The sequence below is a fragment of the Arthrobacter sp. NPDC058127 genome (assembly GCF_042884555.1).
Taxonomy (GTDB): Bacteria; Actinomycetota; Actinomycetes; order Actinomycetales; family Micrococcaceae; genus Arthrobacter.
This window is the reverse complement of record NZ_JBHVTT010000023.1, coordinates 19,466-34,734: the sequence shown is the minus strand read 5'-3', so window position 1 is coordinate 34,734 and position 15,269 is coordinate 19,466. Positions and strand designations below refer to the sequence as shown.

The window sequence follows — 15,269 nt, the reverse complement described above, 5'->3', positions numbered from 1 at the left end:
TGGAGGACGATCAGGCGCCGGGGCGGATCATGCCTTCCTGGGCGACCGTGGCAAGGAGCCTTCCCTGCCGGTCGAAAAAGCGGCCCATCGCCAGGCCCCTGTTGCTCTGGCCGGATACGGCTTCCTGGGCATACAGGATCCATTGGTCAGCGCGGCCGTCGCGGTGGAACCACATGGAATGGTCCAGGCTGGCGGTGGCAAGTCCGGGGCTGGACCAGTGAAGGCCGTTGACCCTCAGGAGCGGCTCCAGGATGGTGTAGTCACAGACATAGGCCAGCGCGGAGCGGTGCAGGTCGGCGTCGTCCGGCAGGGTGTCGAAGGCCTTGACCCAGATTGCCTGGCTGGGGACGGGACCGCCCTCCAGTTCCAGGTAGACCGGGCCTTGTATATGCCTCATGTCGAAGCTCCGCCCTGTGGACCAGTAGTCGGCAGCAGGACCGTCTGCTTCCTCCAGCACTTCCGCTGCACTGCGCAGCGAGACAGGTTCGACGGCGGCGGGAGCCGGGGGCTGGAAGTTGCGGCCGTCCTCGGGAACCTGGAACGAGCCCATCGCTGCGTAGACCGCCTTGCCGTTCTGGAAGCCGCGGACGGCCCGGGTTGAGTACCCACGGCCGTCACGCAGCCGCTCCACTTCGTAGCGGACGGTTGCCCCGACGTCGACGGGCCGCATGAAGTAGCTGTGCATTGAGTGCAGTGCCCTGTCGCCGTCGACTGAGCGCATCATCGCCGCGGCCGCCTGGGCCACCATGTCCCCGCCGTAGGCCTTGGGCCAGGGAACGTACTGGGTCACTGCCTCATAAGCCTCGTCGTAGACCTCTGCCGGGGCGGGGGTGAGCTCGACTGCCCGCAGGAAAGTCTCGGATGTGAGGGTACCGGTGATCATGGCGGTTAGGCCCTGCGGTAGTCTGCAAGAGTTTCGTCGGGGACGTCTGCGAGGTTGACCACGAGGTTCTCCGGGGTGCGGGCGGTGAGCCAGACCAGGTTTTCGGTAACAGACATGTTTGCCTCCACGTGGGGCATGAAGGGGGGAACGAAGACCCAGTCGCCGGCCTTCATGTCGAGGAACTCCTGGTAGTTCTCACCGAAGTAGATGCGTCCATGGCCCCGCAGCACGTAGCCGCCGGTTTCAGCCTCGCCGTGGTGGTGCGGTAGCGAGCGGTAGCCGGGGGTGTTGGACACCTGGCCGAACCAGATCTTGGTGGCAGGTGTGTGCTGGATGCTGACGCCCGACACGCGGATGCAGTCCCCTGACTGGGCGGTGTTGGTGTCTTCGTTTCCGGCACGCGTGACAACGGGGATTACCTTGCCGTCGGCCTGTGCGTAGATGGAGTTGTCGCCTTCGAGGCGGTAATCGGTAACGGTCTGGTTCATACGGTTCACTCCTTGATGGATGCTGGACGGATGCGGACTATGTTTTCGAGGCGTCCGATTCCGGTGATTTCGGTGGTGAGAACATCGCCGTCGTTCAGGAAACGGGGCGGTGTCATCCCCATGCCCACCCCCCCCGGGCGTTCCGGTCAGGACGAGGTCGCCGGGGCGCAGGACGGTGAACTGGGAAATGTAGGAAAGCAGCTGTGCGGGGCCGAACACCAAGGTGCCCGTGTTGCCCTTCTGGACAACGTCGCCGTTGACATAGCCGACGACGTCGAACGTGCCGCCCACCTCGTCCGGTGTGACCAGGACAGGCCCCACGGGGGTTGTGGCATCAAACGCCTTGCCCTGAAACCACTGCAGCGTCCGGTTTTGCCAGTCACGCATCGACACGTCGTTGGCCACGGTGTAGCCGGCTATGGCCGCTGCGGCCTGTTCCTCGTCCGCGCGGAAAAGTTCCGCACCGACCACAACGGCCAGCTCGGCTTCCCAGTCGACGCGCTCGCTGCCGCTGACTTCGATAATGTCATTCGCCCCCACCAGGGTGTCCGCGTACTTGGCGAACAGGGTGGGGTATTCAGGGAGTTCCCTGCCCATCTCCTGGATGTGGTCCCCGTAGTTAAGGCCGCAGCAGATGACCTTGCCGGCACGGGGCAAAAGAGGGGCGTATTCAACCTCACCGGCTTCATGAATGACCCGGCCGTTGGCCGCGCCGGCTTCAAGGACCTGGTCCCGCCAATCCGGCCGTGCCAGCAGTTCCCCGACGTCCCGGGCTGGGAGCACAACGTAAGCGCCGGCATCCATGGCGAGTGCCGCCGTCGTTCCCTGTCCGGCCGTGCGCAAGGTGGCGAGTTTCATGGTTTCCGTCCCTTCGAGAATGATGTGTCGACTTTTTTACGATCGTCACATATGCTCAACGTAGCACGGCGGAAATGATCTGCACAGAGCTTTTCGTGAACTTTTTCCAGAAGCCATCCCACCAGGAGGAACAGCATGGGCCACAAGACAATCAACCCGGAGTCGCTTCCCAAACCGTCCGGATTCGCACACGGAATGCTGGCCGGAAACACAGTGTTCCTGGGCGGCCAGACTGCCTTGGACAGGGACATGAACATCGTCCCGGGAGGCATCGTGGAGCAGTTCACGCAGGCGTTTAAGAACGTTCTCACCACGCTGCGCGAAGCCGGCGGCCAGCCGGAGGACCTGGTCAATGTGACCATCTACCTCACCGACGTGGAGGACTACATGGCCAACGGCCGCGAGATCGGACGCATCTGGCGGGAGATGGCAGGTTCGCAGTATCCGGCCATGGCAGGCATCGGGGTCACGCGCCTGTGGCAGAAAGAGGCCTTGATCGAGATCCAGGCCATTGCCGTCATCAGCGAACGCTGACCCGGGAGCAAAAAAGAGGATCCGGCCGGCCAACTGGCCAGCCGGATCCTCTTTTGGTTAGGCTGCTTCCGCTTCCTCCACCAGGGACATGGCGTACATTTCAGCCATGGGAGCGATCAGGCGGTGCACGCTAAAGAAGATCCGCCGCGCCTCAGGTCCCTGCCAGCCCTGGGGGAGGTACTCGAGCGGCAGGCCGGGATCGCGATAGGGCAAGCGCCGCCACAGGGTCAGCATGGGGACGTAGTAGCGGAACGCATCCCGGCGAAGATCGCCGGAGGAGGCGGCCAAGGCCTTTTCGGGGTCATCCCCCACCAGCGCGGTCCAGTCCTTCAGGGAGCCCCCGTAAATGCCCATGAATTCGACGAGTTGGGCCTCGAGCGCCTCCAGGTCCCACCACTGGGCAACCTTGGCGCGCATGTCGGATTCCGAGGAGTAGTCACCGGTGAAGAACTCAACATATTCGTCCAGTTCCCGGGCTTCAAGTCGTCGCTGCGCCCCCTCCCGCACCCCGGAGGGAGCAATCCAGACTCCGGCCCCCATGGATCCGAAGCCCAGCTTGGTCAGCTCGGCGCGCAACTGGTGCCGGCGGTCCCGAATCGATTCCGGGACGGAGAAAATCGCCAGCACCCAAGGTGCGCTGGTTGTTGCGCGGTAAGGGGCGAAAATACGCTCATCGCCCTCACTGATCAGCTTCAGCGAACGCTCAGAGAGTCCATATCGGGCCACTCCCCCGTTCTTGACGCCCGCCAGCACTCCCTTGCCCTTAAGCCGGGAGACGGCGGAGCGGACTCCCGGCGCATCGTGGCCCAGATCTCCAAGCATCCGGATCAGCACAGAAATGGGAAGCTGCCCGCCCGCGCGTCGCCCATAGAGACCATAGATGGTGAGGATGAGCTGCTGCTGAGGCAGTGCAGGAGCAGGGACTTCAATCATCGATTGGCTTCTATTCTGTCGGGGATTGCAACCCTCCAAGCATATTTTAGGGGCAGCCAATTCCTGGTCAGTGGCCTTTGAAGGCTTCGGCCAGCCACCAGGAACCGCCGTCAGATGCAATACGCGCGTCAATGACCAGCGGCACATCCCGACTTCCTGCCAGCCATTTTTCGACAGCTTCCAGATCGGCCATTTGGCGGACGGTGACGGCGGCTGCTCCATAACCACGGGCGATCAAGGCGATATCCACCTGCGGGAACCGCACGACGTCCAGATCCGCGTCGCTGGCATCAAAGTGGTGGACCTCGGCCCCGTAGGCGGAATCGTTGTAGACGATGGCCACGAGCGGGATGCGCTCGCGGACCAGTGTTTCCAGTTCCGAGATGGCCATCAGGAAACCTCCGTCACCCGCGCCTAGGACGGGCAGCCGGTCGGGCCGCGCCTTGGCGGCCCCAATGGCCGTGTACAGACCGAGCCCGATTGACTGGAAGGCCTGGGTGAAGCAGAAGCCGAACTCGTCCGGAACGGACAGGTAGGCGCTGGGATAACCCATGAAATTGCCGGAGTCGACGGACACAATCCGCTCGGACGGCAGGATGCGGTCAAGCTCCCGGCTCAGAACGCGCGGATCGATAGCCTCGGGCGTCGACAAATCTTCCGTTTGTTCCGTGTTCCATCGGGCATGCTCAGCGATGCGTTCCGCCATCTCGGGAGTTCGCAGGCCTGCCCGGCTGTGCTCGAGTGACCGCAGCCTGCCCAGCACAGCCGCCGCTGTTTGGGCGCTGTCGCCCAGCACGCCCAGATCGATGGGACGGTTTGCCCCAAGGGCGCGGTCCTCAAGGTCCACCTGCACTACTTTCGTTGTAGCCCCGATCAGTGAACCGTGGCGCATTGTCCACATGTTCAGGGCGCACCCCCATCCCACGATCAGGTCGGCCTCCGAAATGGTTGCCGCAGTGAACGGCGAGGAAAAACCGCCGGAAATGCCCAGGTTGAACGGGTCGCCCTGGAAAAGGCCGTGCGCGACGGCGGACGTCGCCACGAGTGCGCCTGCAGCCTCGGCCAGCGCGGCAATTTCCGGACCGGCTCCGCGTCCGCCCCGGCCGGCCACGAAGACCGGTCGCCGGGCGTTCCTGAGGAGCTCTGCCAACTCGTCAACGGCCGCATCCGAGGGCGCGAACGGCTGCGGCGGAACCAGTGGCCCCGGCACGGAACTGCCGCCCGGCACCGGCGCCGCCTGGACATCCGTGGGCAGGGACAGCACAACCGTCCGGCGCTCGTTGACTGCCGTCCGGTACGCCCGAACCGTGTCAGCAACGGCGCTCTGGGGCGAATGGATCCGCTCGGCCACGGCGCCGACGCTGCGGGCCAGCGCATCCTGGTCGATCCTAAAGTTGGAACCCACTGCGGACGCGGCCGTATCGGCAGTGACCACGATCATGGGCGTCCGGCTCTTCGCAGCTTCGCCGATTCCGGTCACCGCGTTCGTCAGCCCGCAGCCCTGATGGGTGGAGACGACGCCCATCTTTCCGGACATCCGCCCGTAAGCATCAGCCATGGTTGCAGCGCCGCCTTCATGGCGGGCTGCCGTATAGGGCACGCCTGCCCGCCGCATCGCATTCGTCACCACGAAGTTCCCACTGCCCACCACGCCAAAAACGTGGCCGACGCCGAGTTGGGCCAGCGTGTATCCGACGAGTTCGCTGATGTTGCGGGCCACAAGGGCGGCCGCATCGTCCTTTGTAGCCACGGCGCTGCCACCGAACCTGCTGGCGATAACAGTCATTGTCTCTTCTCCTTTGGGGACAGTGCACGGAAAGGGGCAGCCGGCGACGTCAATGATGCTGCGGGGATTCCGCCCATCAATCGATCATATAGCTATAATTTTACGACCGTCAAGTACTTGCAATAGGCGGGGTGTTGGTCCTCAGAGGGCCAGAAGGCGGTGCGGCAGGAGGGCCGGACATGAGGAGTTCGCGGCCAATCTCCTCGCCCACTTCGCGGAGTTTCCCGGCAAACATGGTTGCATTGGGGGCTAGTGGCCGGTCCGCATGGAGCAGGATGCCAACCTGCTGGGCGAGTCCGGCAAGGTGCAGATCGAGCATCCGCAGGCCGGGCTCTGCCACCGCCATGGACTCGGGCATCAGGGCAAGGAATCCTGCTTCTGCAACGAGCGTGCGCAGGGTGTCAGGAGTTCCGGATTCCACCCGCCGAACGGGAGGAACCAGTCCGGCATTGCGGAAGTTTTCCTCGAGTTCGTCACGCAGCGGCGTGTTCGCCAGCGGCACTACCCAGGGGTACCCGACGAGGTCCTTCAGGGAGGCCCCCGCAAGGGCATGCACGGGGTGGCCGAGTGCGGCAACAACCCGGAATTCCTCCCGGTATAACGGGACAAGACGCAGCCGGGAGGTGCTGGGATGATCCGTAACCCGGCCTACTAGCAGGTCGAGGTCGCCGCTGCCCAGCTCCTGAATCAGGGCTTCGGGTGGCGCCTCGCGCAGCAGGACCTCCACCCGGGGCCTGTCGGCGGTGAACCGAGCCACAGCGCGCGGCAGCAGCAGGTTTGCACCGGTAACGTGCGCGCCCACCCGCACTACGCCTGCTTCCGGGTCTGTCAGCTCATCCACCCGGCGGCGCAAGGTACCCACATGACCCACAATCGCCTTGGCGTGCTCGAGGCACACCTGCCCTGCCGGCGTGGGTACCATGCGGCGGCCCGTTCGCTCGAACAGCGACGTTCCAACGGCATGCTCAGCTTCCCGCAAAGCCCTGCTCAACGCGGGCTGTGTCAGATACAGTTCTTCGGCAGCACGGACCAAGCTGCCCTGTTCTGCAATGGCAAGCACAATCACAAGGTGGCGCAGCTTGAGGTGGGTGGTCAGCAGCGCCCGTAGGTCCATCTCTTCATCCTACTGGCGCGCTTCCCCTGGCCCCGGCCGGGAGCGGAGGCCCGGCGAGGGACAAAACCGCGCTTCGATCCTCCAGTGTTCAGCGGGCACCGGCCGCAGGTGCGTGGCTGGGAAACGCAAGCTCACGGTCCCACTGGGAGGCCTCGCGGCCTGCCGCCTTAAGAACCTGCTTGCGTACCTTGCCATTCTCGGTCTGGGGCAACTGGTCAACCACGCGGAGGAAGCGCGGGATGGCGAACGATGCCAGCCGCGGTATGCAGAACTCGCACACCTCGGCGAAATCGACAGGCTCTCGAAGAACAAGTGCAGCCATGACCTCATCCTCACCCAGCTCCGAATCGACCGCATACACTGCAACATCCTGTACGGCCGGATGCTGCCGCAGCACGTGCTCCACTTCAACTGATGAAATATTTTCCCCGCGCCGGCGGATGACATCCTTGATCCGGTCAACGAAGCGCACCCATCCGTCCTCATCAAGGACAACCCGGTCTCCGCTGTGGAACCACAGGTCCTGCCAGGCCTTGGTGGTGGCTTCGGGCATTGCATGATAACCAGTGGCCATGGCGTGCGGCTGTTCACTGCGTATCAGCAACTCACCCGGGACGCCGTGCGAAATGGGTACTCCATCGGCGTCCACCACACGGATGGAGAATCCCGGGCGCACCTTGCCCATGTAGCCCGGACGCCACTGCTCGGGGGTTGATCCGATCACGGAATTCGTTTCGGTGGAGCCGTAGCCGTCCAGCAGCAGCACTCCAAACCGTTCACGGAATGATTCCACAAGCCTGGCCGGCGTGGCAGGCGAGAGCGCCAAACGGATGCTGTGGTCCCGGTCACCGGGCCCCGGTTCCTTGCCGGCAAGTATGCCCACCATCGCGCCGAGAAGATATGTGACAGTCGCCCTCGCCGAGGAGGCATCCGACCAGAAGCGAGTTGCGGAGAACCGCGGGCCAAGGACGTATTCACCCCCGCATTCGACGGCCTGCATAAATGCATTAAGGGCGTTCGTGTGAAACAGCGGCAAACACGTGTAGAGCACGTCTTTGGGGCCGAGTCCAAGCTGGTCCGACATATTCACGGCCCACCAGTAGAACTGGCCCTGGGGGCAGAGAACACCTTTCGAGACTCCCGTGGTTCCGGACGTGTAAAGGATGGCCGCAGTTTCGGCCGGAGCAGCATCCACTGGTTCAACAGCAGCGCCAGGCTCCGGCATCGGGAGCACCGCGAAGGGGGCCTGCAGGTTCGGGGCGGGTGCGTCGATGACCCATACTTCCCGAAGGTTCTCCGGAGCCACAGCAGCCAGATGCGGCAACTGCTCGGCTTCGGCCACCACCAGTACGGCCTCGGAGTTCGCCAACACGTGCTTCAACTGGTCACCGCGGCTGGCCGTGTTCACGGGAACAGCGACTGCGCCAATCCAGGTGCAGCCAAGGATAAAGTCGAGCAGCTCAGGCCGGTTCGACGACATAAGCGCCACCTTCTGGCCGCGCTGGATGCCGGCGCGGCGCAGCGTGCCCCCCGCCCGGGCGGCGGCCGCCACCATTGCCTGGCTGTCACGGCTGACGTTGCCACACCGGAACAGCGGCGTCGAGGGAGCCTTCCTGGCGCGCTCAAGCAGCATCTGCGGGATGGTCAAGGGACGCTGCCGCCGTTCGGCAAGTGTCGCGTTCATGGCTGATCCTCATTCAGGTTCGGGTGGAGGGGTATATACGCGGTCACGCCGGATATGGCGTGGGGGTCGTTTGTAAGCGGCAGTTCCTGGCCCGGTTTTGCGGCAGTTCCGGTCAGACGGGCGACAACCCTGAGCCCGCGGTCGAGGCTCAGGGTTGCCAGGACGGTGCCGTCAGAAAGCGTCGTGGTTTGTTCAACAGTTCCCTGCACTGCCGCAATTTTCGTGAAACTGTCCTCACCGCACACCGGACAAAAGAGGCGGTCGGGGAAAAGGAGGCTCCGGCAATTCCGGCATTCCTGCACCAAGGCGGTCATTTTGCCGCCTCCAGGACGGTCATGGTGGCACAGGCGCCGTACCTGTACAGGACCATGCCGTATCCGCTGATCACAGCATGGCGGGCTGAAACCTGCCGCGCCCCCGCAGTGCCCATTATCTGGCGCGCTGCCTCAACAAGCCCGTGCATGCCGCCCGCCGCTCCCGCCTGTCCGGCCGAAAGCTGGCCGCCGGAGGTGTTTACGGGCAGCTCGCGGGTGGCAATGCGGCGCTTGATGAAATTGGCCGGATCATCCTCTGCCGGCAGCACACCAAGGTCTGCCAGTTGGGCAACCACCATGGCAGGGTAATCGTCGTATACGCAGGCGAGCCCCACCTCGTCCGGGCCTATCCCTGACTCTTCCCACCCGGCGGAGGCAAAGGTGCGCAGGCCCGTGGACAAACCGTCGCCGGCCTGTTGGTCGGCGTTGTAGGAAGCGCGAACCGTGAGCACCTTTGCCCGCGGCGAGCCGCTGTTCGGGTCAGCCACGAGGACAACCGCGTCGGCACCGGTTACCGGGGGTACGCAGTCGTAGCGGCCCAATGGTGAGGCGACCATCGGCGCGCCCAGGTATTCATCCATGGTGAGGACCTTCCGATAGACAGCGTCCGGGTTTCCTGCGGCCCACTCGCGCTGGGCGATGGCAATATTTCCGTAATCTTCGCGGGTAAGCCCGAGCGTCTCCATTTGCCGGGTGGTGAGCATCGCGAACAGGCCATTCGGGCCCTTCATCGGCAGTGGCGCAAGGTGGTCCTGGGTGGCCCGGTTGTAGCTGGCCACCAATTGTGAGAACGCCGGCCCGTCCATCAGGTCCCCTGCTGCGAGAACGATGACCTTGGCATCACCGGCCTCGATCGCCCGCACTGCATGCTGGAGCATGCCGCCGGCGCTGGCTCCGCCGTTCGTATCCTGCATCAACCAGGTCAGGCGAAGGCCCATGCGCCAGGCAAGATCAATGGCGTGGTCAGGGTTGAGCGTGAAGCTGGAGACAGCGAAGCCGTCTACGTCCCCGGGCTTGAGACCTGCTTCCTGCAACGCGCTGCGGACTGCATGGGCCATAACCTGGGAAGTGGTTGTTCCTGGGGCGGGATGCCGGGTGTACGGCGACTGCCCGGTTCCGATAATGGAGACCGTCACATCGGTTCCTCTCTTTGGTGGCGGTGAATGGGAGCGGATATTCGCTTCCCCTAGGACAGGACTTGCGCGGGCCGGTCCGTTTCCAGGCGTTGACGGTCGTGCTTTTTGGGGCCCGCGGCGGCCACTGCAATCAGGGTCACCAGAACCATGCCAAGCACGTAGAGCGACACAGCTACGGAGGAGTTGGTGTTCAGCAACAAAGCCGTGGCGATCAGGGGTGCGAACCCTCCGGCGAATACGGCTGCGACTTCGTGCGCGATCGCCATGCCGGAGTACCGGACTTCGGCCGAGAAGAGTTCATGGAAGAATGCCGGCTGCGTTCCGATCATGGCACCGTGGCAGACGCCGTTGGCGATAAGGAAGGCTAGGATCACCACAGCAGGGGTGTTGGCATCGATCATTGCAAAGAACGGGAAGGCCATCGCACCCATGCCGACGGCACCAAGGGCGTACACGGGGCGCCGGCCGATCCGGTCGGAGAGGTATCCGAAGAAAATGTAGGTGCCGAAAGATGCGAGCATCGATACTGCCACGGCCAACAGCAGAAGGCCCTTATCCACTCCCACGTGAACCCCGTACACGATGGAGAACGAAAGGAAGATGTACGAGCCGCCGTTTTCAGCGACGCGCAGGCCCATCGCAACGAGGATTTCGCGGGGATGTGTGCGCAGTGCATCCAGCGCGGCCAGCCGGCGGGGACGGCTTTCGCGGGCTCCACTGAATTCTTTGGACTCGGGCAGCTTGAAACGGATGTACGCTCCCACACCGAGCAGCACCACGCTCACGATAAACGGCAGGCGCCAACCCCATGCCAGGAACTGGGGTTCGGGCATCAGCTGGGCCAGGAAGAAGGCCAGCGAGGACAGTACAAACCCGAGCGAGATTCCGCCTTGGCTAAATGCCGAGAGCATGCCCCACCGTGAGGTGTTGGCATTTTCGCTGATCAGCAGAACGCCGCCGCCCCATTCGCCGCCGGCGGCGATGCCCTGAAGGATTCGAAGGACGATCAGCAGCGCCGGGGCCAGCAGTCCCACCTGCGCGTAGCTCGGGAGCAAGCCCATGAGCGCTGTACTGATTCCCATGATGGAAAGGGTCAGCACCAGCGAACGCTTGCGTCCCAGCCTGTCGCCGATGTGCCCGAAGATGATCCCGCCCAGGGGGCGGGCGGCAAACCCGACGGCGAAACCGGCAAAAGCGGCCATGGTGCCCACTAGTGGGTCCGTATCGGCAGGGAAGAAGATCCGGCCAAAGACAACTGCCGATGCCGTGGCGTACAGGAAGAAGTCGTACCACTCAAGGGCATTGCCCACCAGCGAGGCAACAACGTACCGGAGAACCCCGGGACGTTGTCCCGGTAATGTGGTTTGGGGGTGGGACATTGTTGCTCCTAGGTACTGAATCTCGGGACTGGTCGGCCCGATTCCGCGGGTCCGGCCGTGCCGCTCACTTCGGCTCGGCCCTGCCGAAGGTAGGTGAGTGTGATGTGCGTTACGGCTATTGGTCTCAGTCTCCCCCGCGGAACGGGGGCCGTCGAATGCCTATATCGCCAGGGTCTATGCGTGTTTGGGTAACCCTGACAAAGAGGCGGCAGTAAGTGTTCCGGACTCTGCAAAGTGATGCTAACGTCGCAGCCAATTGGCCCAGTGCGTATGCCACAGGCACCACCTATCCCCGCCGGCCTTCCCCACGATTGATATTCGAGGAGCTCACATGGAAGTAAGCGCTGTGAATGATGTAAGCCAGGCAGGGCTGGCAAGCCTGCTGGCTGACCTTGCCACTGGACGGACTGAAGTGGTGGACCTCACCACCCCGCTTTCCGCCGCCACCCCCACCCTGGAATTGCCGGAGCCGTTTGCAAACCTCATCGATTTCTCGCTCGAGGAAGTTTCCGCATACAACGCCCCGGGACCCTACTGGAAGCACCACAACATCCACACCGGTGAGCACATCGGCACCCATGTGGACGCCCCAATACACTGGGCCACCGGACAGGACGGCAAGGACGTCGCGCAGATCGATCCAGCCCGCCTGATTGGTCCGGCGGTTGTCCTCGACATGACTGCGGAGGCTGCGGCGGACCCCGATTTCTTAGTGGATATCCACCACATCCGCGCATGGGAATCGGAGCACGGACCCCTGCCGGAGGGCGGCTGGCTTCTGGTGAGGACCGGGTGGGACGAGCGTTCCCAGGACCGCGGACTCTTCCTTAACACGGATGACGAGGGCCGCGCCCACTCCCCCGGACTTACTGTTGAATGCGCGCAGTGGATTGGCGAAAAATCCCCATTGTCTGGCATCGGCGTGGAGACCGTGGGCATTGATGCCGGTAGCGCCGCCGGGCAGCAGCCTCCTTTCCCGGCGCATCACTACCTGCTGGGGAATGACAAGTATGGCCTCACTTCGCTGCGGAATCTGGCGAAGCTGCCGCCAGTCGGCGCAGCGCTCATCGTTGCCCCTTTGCCGATTGTGGGTGGAACCGGCAGCCCGGCGCGCGTGTTGGCCCTGGTGGCCGCCTAGACTGCAGGGGCGGCAAGGAGTCCCTATACAAAATTGGCTCTTGAAAACCTTAACTTGTCAGTATCGGACTGCTCGGCCTTGTTTCCGTCCCGGGACAAGGCGGACAGGAAAGCACTCAGGGACACACTCGGCGAGTTTCACACGCGGGCCATTCTCCCTGTCATCAACGGCAGTGCTCCATGCCCATCCGGCATGGAGCACTGCCGTTAGCGGGAAATTATCACGCGCAGCCAAGCTGCCTCTCGAAGAGACCAAACCACTCGAACCAACATGCCTGGAATGACTTCTCGCACGACCCAAGGCAAGGCAGCGCACCACTATCCTGAGCAGATCGACTGCGGCCAGGCTTCCTCCGCCAGACCGCCGTTTCCCGGCAGGGTCAAACGACCGGGTGCCACTTTGCTGTTTGTGATTCTGGACTCCGCTTCCCACGCACTGCGCCATATGCCGTCCTGGATGCCGGAAACACGAATAAACCAGACATTAGGTGTCGACACCGTCAACACCTCCTTGGACAGGACAAACAGCGCGCCCTCACTCTCTTTGCGACCAGGACGAGCATTCCAAGAAAGTTCCGAACCAAAGTCGACGACGTCATGTCGTACACGGAACCCCGAACCATGAAACACCCCGTGAATGCCAACTTATGGCCTAGGGAGATCTGAACTTCTGCCGGCCGCGGGCTCATTTCCTGGCCGGACCGGCGGTCATGTATTCACGCAATCCAGGGATGGCGAAGTCCACGAGCCCGTAACCTGCCGCTTCGATCAGACCCGCATCCATCAACCGCGTCCGGTAGTTACCAACAGCATTCGGCCGCATCCCCGTACGCCTGCCAATATCGGCGGTCGACGACGGCCCGGGATCTTCGGCCATGGCCTGCAGGAAATCACGATCCCGCCCAGACGTCGTAGACAGCGCCGCTTCAATGACCACCCTCTCGTTCCGACGCCGGCCCGCCGTCACCGCCCGGCCGACGGCGGCGGCATCCAGACCGCCCGGGGCCTTTTCGGCTTCCTGCCAGAGGTAATAGCCGATCAGCTGGATCAGGAACGGATAACCTCCCGTGCCGTCCGCCGCGACCCTGGCGAGGTCGCTGTCCAGAGGGACGCCCGCAGTGGAGAAGGTTTCGGTGAACGAGCGCTCCACCTCCGCGATCGATGCCGCGTGCAGATCGATCCGGTCAGCGCGCCGCAGGAACGTGGCCACTCCCTCGTTCAGCAAATCTGAAACAGCGGCCGGCAAACCCGCGAAAATCAGCCCGATCGGCAGGCCATCCCGGATGAAATGCTGGACATCCGCGGCAAGCTGGGACAACTCGGCCCGGTCCGCCGCATGGATCTCATCAACCGTGATAACCAACCCCGTCCCCCGAGCCGCCAGCAAACGCAAAAGCGCCGCTCCGCGCGCCCGCCAGTCGACCTGCTCCTCCGGGGCAAGCTGGGTCGTGACCGAGAACCCGGCCACCGACACCCCCGTCACCCGCCGTCCTGTCGGCCCGTCCCCGAGTTCGTTCGTCAGCCTGCGCATCGCCTCCCCGATACGGCCCAGGAATCCGCCGGTCGCGGTCTCGGACACCACCGCCCAGCCACCGGCCACGGCCAGGTCCTCGGCGGCACCGAGCATGACGGTCTTGCCGATCCCCCTCGCCCCGGTAAAGATGGTCAGAAGCCCCGGCGCCCCCGACCCGATCCGCAGACCATAAGCGAACTCGTCCAGCACTCCCCCGCGCCCGATAAGATCCGGCGGTGTCGCCCCAGCCGTCGGCCGAAAAGGGTTCTCCACACCTGCTCCTGTGAATGTCGATGAATCTTATGAATCCTGTGAATCTCACCCTACCAACCAGCCAACCGTTTGCGGGAAGACTGAACGCGAACTCGTCGAGCTGAAAGCCTACAGGGACACGGAATCCTGCAAGCGGCGCAATGTCGTTGATCGCAGCTTCAACACCCTCATGCATCGGCGGTCACAGGTCGCCTGGTACGCCGCTAGCCCTCATGGGCGCCGGCCGACATATCGCCGACGCCAGGCGTGCCTTCGGCGAGAGCATAGCGTTGGAGCACCGCTCCTTTCGGTGAGGCGACGACCGGCTCAAAGAGTGTGAGGTTCGTCGGGACCACTCCGTCGGCGAAGACCTTCTTTCCGCCGCCGAGGAGGATCGGATACACCCAGAGCGTGAGCCGGTCGAAGAGCCGCTCGGCGAAGAGGGTCTGCACGAAGTCGAGGCTGCCGATGACGTGGATGTTCGCGTGCCGCTCAGGTAATTCGCGCACGTCGGCGACGATATCAGGACCCAGCAGTCTGGAGTCGGCCCACTCGAGCGTCGGCATCTGGCGCGAGGCCACGTATTTCGGGAGGCGGTTGAACAGCCGCGCGATGTCCCCGTCCGCGTGCGGCCAGTATGCGGCGAAAATGTCGTAGGTCCGGCGCCCCAGCAGCAGCGCATCCATCCCTGCCATCCCGGAGTTGACCTGTTCGTCGACGACCTCATCCCAGAGAGGCGCCTGCCAGCCGCCAAACGCGAAACCGTCACCGGCGTCCTCGTCCGGCCCGCCGGGCGCCTGGGCGACGCCATCGAGCGTGGTGAACAGGTCGATATGGATGAGTCCCATGCCGTGCTCTTTCTCTGCCGCCCGTCGTCGCCCCGGCGACAGGATCACTTCGAGGCTGCCACACAATCCCCCCGCGAAGCAACGGGTATCAACTCCGCGACACAAGCCCACTTCGCATCCAAAAGCAGCTCCGCCAAGCCACCACATCAACGACGACGCCGTCTTTTCGCCGATCCCGGCCACGCCCGGCAGCCTGTCGGAGGCGTCGTCGCGCAGCCAGTCGTCGTCGTCGGAGTAATGCTCGGGCAAGCCACGGGCCTCTCAGAATCCTTCCGGGAGCCTCCGCTCGCCAGTCCAAGAAGTCAACAAAACCCGAGGCAGTCTCTTATGTCGCTACGTAGCTCCGAGCCCGCACCTGCATTGGAGGGACTTACGTGGTAGACCAGCGGCGGACCTTCATTGGCACTTCC

At 63.7% G+C, this 15,269-nt stretch carries 13 protein-coding genes and 2 pseudogenes; 2 read left to right on the top strand and 13 right to left on the bottom strand.

The annotated features are described in order from the left end of the window. Nucleotides 1-10 precede the first annotated feature (10 nt). The 3 genes and pseudogenes from ACFVTG_RS21820 to ACFVTG_RS21810 all read right to left on the bottom strand — a co-directional run bounded on the left by ACFVTG_RS21820 (nt 11) and on the right by ACFVTG_RS21810 (nt 2,229). Nucleotides 11-883, bottom strand: a complete 873-nt coding sequence (locus ACFVTG_RS21820) for an acyl-CoA thioesterase (RefSeq protein ID WP_390282875.1) — start codon at nt 881-883, stop codon at nt 11-13. 5 nt (nt 884-888) lie between these two features. Then, the gene (locus ACFVTG_RS21815) at nt 889-1,371 is read right to left on the bottom strand and encodes a cupin domain-containing protein (protein WP_390282874.1); all 483 of its coding nucleotides are present in this window, start codon (nt 1,369-1,371) and stop codon (nt 889-891) included. Nucleotides 1,372-1,376: 5 nt separating this feature from the next. Further along, a pseudogene (locus tag ACFVTG_RS21810) lies at nt 1,377-2,229 on the bottom strand (fumarylacetoacetate hydrolase family protein). 135 nt (nt 2,230-2,364) lie between these two features. Here ACFVTG_RS21810 and ACFVTG_RS21805 point away from each other — a divergent pair. After that, complete coding sequence (locus ACFVTG_RS21805) at nt 2,365-2,763, top strand: RidA family protein (protein ID WP_390282873.1); 399 nt, start codon at nt 2,365-2,367, stop codon at nt 2,761-2,763. A gap of 57 nt (nt 2,764-2,820) precedes the next feature. Here ACFVTG_RS21805 and ACFVTG_RS21800 read toward each other — a convergent pair whose 3' ends face one another. From ACFVTG_RS21800 to ACFVTG_RS21765, 8 genes and pseudogenes are all read right to left on the bottom strand, one after another. Beyond that, nucleotides 2,821-3,696: a PaaX family transcriptional regulator C-terminal domain-containing protein gene (locus ACFVTG_RS21800; protein ID WP_390282872.1), complete on the bottom strand. Its 876-nt coding sequence runs from the start codon at nt 3,694-3,696 to the stop codon at nt 2,821-2,823. A gap of 67 nt (nt 3,697-3,763) precedes the next feature. Beyond that, nucleotides 3,764-5,482: a thiamine pyrophosphate-binding protein gene (locus ACFVTG_RS21795; protein ID WP_390282871.1), complete on the bottom strand. Its 1,719-nt coding sequence runs from the start codon at nt 5,480-5,482 to the stop codon at nt 3,764-3,766. A 109-nt stretch (nt 5,483-5,591) separates the two neighbouring features. After that, nucleotides 5,592-6,596, bottom strand: a complete 1,005-nt coding sequence (locus tag ACFVTG_RS21790) for a LysR substrate-binding domain-containing protein (RefSeq protein ID WP_390282870.1) — start codon at nt 6,594-6,596, stop codon at nt 5,592-5,594. A gap of 88 nt (nt 6,597-6,684) precedes the next feature. Beyond that, a complete protein-coding gene (locus ACFVTG_RS21785) occupies nt 6,685-8,280 on the bottom strand; it encodes an ATP-dependent acyl-CoA ligase (protein ID WP_390282869.1) in 1,596 nt (531 codons plus the stop codon). Then, complete coding sequence (locus ACFVTG_RS21780) at nt 8,277-8,489, bottom strand: hypothetical protein (protein WP_390282912.1); 213 nt, start codon at nt 8,487-8,489, stop codon at nt 8,277-8,279. The genes ACFVTG_RS21785 and ACFVTG_RS21780 overlap by 4 nt, the downstream gene beginning before the upstream one ends. A gap of 27 nt (nt 8,490-8,516) precedes the next feature. Then, nucleotides 8,517-8,594, bottom strand: a pseudogene (locus ACFVTG_RS21775) (zinc ribbon domain-containing protein); the annotation flags it as partial. Beyond that, nucleotides 8,591-9,730 carry a thiolase family protein gene (locus tag ACFVTG_RS21770; protein ID WP_390282868.1) on the bottom strand — a complete coding sequence of 380 codons (1,140 nt, stop codon included), beginning with the start codon at nt 9,728-9,730 and terminating at the stop codon, nt 8,591-8,593. The gene ACFVTG_RS21770 and the pseudogene ACFVTG_RS21775, both read right to left, overlap by 4 nt. Nucleotides 9,731-9,780: 50 nt before the next feature. Then, the gene (locus ACFVTG_RS21765) at nt 9,781-11,109 is read right to left on the bottom strand and encodes an MFS transporter (protein WP_390282867.1); all 1,329 of its coding nucleotides are present in this window, start codon (nt 11,107-11,109) and stop codon (nt 9,781-9,783) included. Nucleotides 11,110-11,440: 331 nt separating this feature from the next. Here ACFVTG_RS21765 and ACFVTG_RS21760 point away from each other — a divergent pair, with 331 nt between their 5' ends. Next, nucleotides 11,441-12,247, top strand: coding sequence for a cyclase family protein (locus ACFVTG_RS21760; protein WP_390282866.1), 807 nt, complete (start codon nt 11,441-11,443; stop codon nt 12,245-12,247). A gap of 684 nt (nt 12,248-12,931) precedes the next feature. Here the strand turns inward: ACFVTG_RS21760 and ACFVTG_RS21755 are convergent. Together ACFVTG_RS21755 and ACFVTG_RS21750 are read right to left on the bottom strand one after the other, a co-directional pair. Further along, complete coding sequence (locus tag ACFVTG_RS21755; RefSeq protein ID WP_390282865.1) at nt 12,932-14,032, bottom strand: AAA family ATPase; 1,101 nt, start codon at nt 14,030-14,032, stop codon at nt 12,932-12,934. Between the two features lie 203 nt (nt 14,033-14,235). Further along, nucleotides 14,236-14,859 carry a dihydrofolate reductase family protein gene (locus ACFVTG_RS21750; protein ID WP_390282911.1) on the bottom strand — a complete coding sequence of 208 codons (624 nt, stop codon included), beginning with the start codon at nt 14,857-14,859 and terminating at the stop codon, nt 14,236-14,238. Between the last annotated feature and the right edge of the window lie 410 nt (nt 14,860-15,269).